We start from the raw sequence: 2,508 nt of genomic DNA, 5'->3' as shown, positions 1-2,508 counted from the left end.
TCCGCGCCGAATCTGTCCCATCCCCTGTCTAGTTCGCGCGCCAGCGGTCCGCCGTCGGCGTCGACGAAGGCCAGCGGATCGTTCTCGATGGAGTCGAGGTAGAACGGGTCGGCCGAGAGCTGGCTGGGCGAGATCTCGAACGTCGTGTTCGCGTCGACGAGTTCGGGAACGGGAACCAGCGGCGCGCCCGAGACGACACCGACGCGGTAGCGGTCCGGCGCTTCGAGCAGTCGGAACAGGGTGGCGACCGCGCCGAACGAATGTCCCTGAGCGACAAGTGGAATGCCGGGTTTCTCGGTCGACGCGAGCTCGGCGAGCCGCTCGCCGAGCGCGGTGCTGGCTTCGAGTGAACCGAAGTCGCCGCGGTCGCCGGGGGTCAGCCCGTGGCCGAACTGGTCGACGGCCCACAGGTCTATCCCTGCGGCGTTGAGCGCGAAGCCGTAGCGGTGGTAGAGCCCGGTGTGCTCGCCGAACCCGTGCAAGAAGATGACGGCGGCTCGGGGGTCAGCGGCGGCCCAGTGTCGGTAGTACGCCCGACCGGCATCGGTTTCGAGGAATGGCATGTCTGAGACTGCACCAGGCGACTCCCTGTCGCGCAAGGGATTCGCTCAGCCGTTACCCGGTGGAATCGCGGATCTGTCTGACTCTCGCGTTGGACTCCCAACCGGTGTCCGCGGTCCACACTGACGCATCGATCGCGGTCACCGCCGAGATCTCCAAGTCATAACTGAGCAGGAGCGCCTTGGCCAGGTCCCCGTCGCGTCCGTGCGCAAGCACCTTCTGCGCAACCTCAGACCAATGCGTCGCGACGGCGTTCGCTCAGCAGCTCACCTACGAGATCGAGTCCACTCAGGTCGGCGCGGGCCAGCTCTTTGAGCTGTTCGCGGGTCAGGAGCACGATTCCCCTCGTGGTCTCGTGCCCCGACCGTGCCACTGCGGCTATCGTGATGGGTCAGCCGAGGAGCACGTCGCGCTGCTCCTCCATGCGGGAGCGGATCGCGTCGACCAGCGCGGCGACCTCGGGTCTGCGCAGAGTCTCGGTTCGTGCCACCAGCCAGTAGGTCAGCAGGAGGCCGACGTCCTCTGGCAGCACGCGAATCAGATCGTCGTGGCGATCGGCCATGAAGCAGGGCAGCAGGCCGAGGCCCGCAGCAGCTCGGGTCGCCTCGACGTGGACGAAGACGTTGGTGGACGTGACGGATTCACGCATGGCCGGCGCGAAGGAGCGGGCCAGGTCCAGTTCGTCGACCTGAAGCATGGAGTCGATGAAGTACACGAGGGGGTGCTCGGCGAGTTCGGATCTCGACGACGGCGCACCATGACGTTCGAGGTAGTCGCGCGAACCGTAGAGGCCGAGACGGTAGTCGCCGAGCCGGGCGGCTTGCGCGCGATGTACCTGCGGTTCGCCGACGACGACTTCGATGTCCAGGCCCGAGCGCTGCTGAGTGGGCCGGCGGGTGGCCGCGACGATCTCGACGGTGACCTTGGGATGCCGGCGCTGCACGTCGGCAGCGGCGGGCGCGGCGATGTAGGCGCTGAAACCGTCCGTGGCGGACATCCGCACGACGCCCTCCAGCGTCCGCGGACCTGAGGGGCCGGCCAGAGAGCGAAGCGCGGTCTCGACCGCTTCGGCCGCCGACAACGCGTCGCGACCGAGTTCGGTGAGCTCCCAGCCGCCGGCCGAGCGTGCGAGCAGGCGGCCGCCGATCGACTGTTCCAGAGCAGCGATGCGGCGCGAGATGGTGGTGTGGTTGAGGCCGAGTTCGTCGGCGGCGGTGACGTAACGACCCGACCTGCCGACGGCCAGCAGGACCAGCAGGTCGTCGGCGCTGAGCCTCCTGCCGTCGGTCATCTCTGCATTTTCGCAGATGCTTGCTGCAGCGTTGGGCATTGCGGGCAGCGAAGAGCTGCAGGAATACTCAGCTGCAGTGTGGGGCGCATCACATGCGGAAACCACGGAAGCCACGAGGGAGATTCGATGGGCAAGCCAGTACCGGCCGGGTTGCGGCGGGTCGTCGCCGCCTCGATGGCGGGCACGGTGGTCGAATGGTACGAGTTCTTCCTCTACGGCACCGCAGCCACGTTGGTCTTCAGCAAGGTGTTCTTCGCCCCGAGCACGAGTGACCTCGACGCCATTCTCGCGGCCTTCGTCACCTACGCGGTCGGCTTCATCGCACGCCCCTTGGGCGGCGTCGTGTTCGGACACTTCGGCGACAAGTACGGCCGCAAGAAGCTGCTGCAGTTCAGTCTCCTGCTGGTCGGCGCCTCGACGTTCCTGATGGGCTGCCTGCCGACGTTCGGACAAATCGGCTACTGGGCGCCCGCTCTCTTGGTCGTGCTGCGGTTCATCCAGGGCTTCGCCGTCGGCGGCGAGTGGGGTGGCGCCGTGCTGCTGGTGGCCGAACACAGTCCGATCGAGGAGCGCGGGTTCTGGGCCAGCTGGCCGCAGGCCGGTGTGCCTGCGGGCAACCTGCTCGCGACGGTGGTGCTGCTGGTGCTGACCGGGAC

5 protein-coding genes are annotated in these 2,508 nt (G+C 67.5%); 1 reads left to right on the top strand and 4 read right to left on the bottom strand.

All coding sequences use genetic code 11. The annotated features are described in order from the left end of the window. The 4 genes from ACRDUX_RS16550 to ACRDUX_RS16535 all read right to left on the bottom strand — a co-directional run. Positions 1-563: alpha/beta hydrolase (locus tag ACRDUX_RS16550; protein WP_526415102.1), on the bottom strand; the 563-nt coding region annotated here is incomplete at its 3' end. Positions 564-615: 52 nt separating this feature from the next. Continuing rightward, positions 616-777 (bottom strand): hypothetical protein, encoded by a 162-nt coding sequence (locus ACRDUX_RS16545; RefSeq protein ID WP_526415101.1) that lies wholly within the window; start codon positions 775-777, stop codon positions 616-618. A 13-nt stretch (positions 778-790) separates the two neighbouring features. After that, positions 791-934: a hypothetical protein gene (locus tag ACRDUX_RS16540; RefSeq protein WP_526415100.1), complete on the bottom strand. Its 144-nt coding sequence runs from the start codon at positions 932-934 to the stop codon at positions 791-793. Between the two features lie 18 nt (positions 935-952). Beyond that, on the bottom strand, positions 953-1,891 hold the full coding sequence (locus tag ACRDUX_RS16535) for a LysR family transcriptional regulator (RefSeq protein WP_526415099.1): 939 nt from the start codon (positions 1,889-1,891) through the stop codon (positions 953-955). Between the two features lie 87 nt (positions 1,892-1,978). Between ACRDUX_RS16535 and ACRDUX_RS16530 the strand changes: the two genes are divergently transcribed. Next, on the top strand, positions 1,979-2,508 hold a 530-nt coding region (locus ACRDUX_RS16530; protein WP_526415098.1), incomplete at its 3' end, for an MFS transporter.

The sequence above is a fragment of the Mycobacterium sp. genome, from assembly GCF_050701675.1.
Taxonomy (GTDB): Bacteria; Actinomycetota; Actinomycetes; order Mycobacteriales; family Mycobacteriaceae; genus Mycobacterium.
The sequence above is the reverse complement of the archived record's forward strand: the minus strand, read 5'-3'. Positions and strand labels throughout refer to the sequence as shown.

Excerpts from the sequence above, each read along its gene's own strand:
- ACRDUX_RS16535 (WP_526415099.1), bottom strand. The coding sequence starts at position 1,891 with ATGCCCAACGCTGCAGCAAGCATCTGCGAAAATGCAGAGATGACCGAC.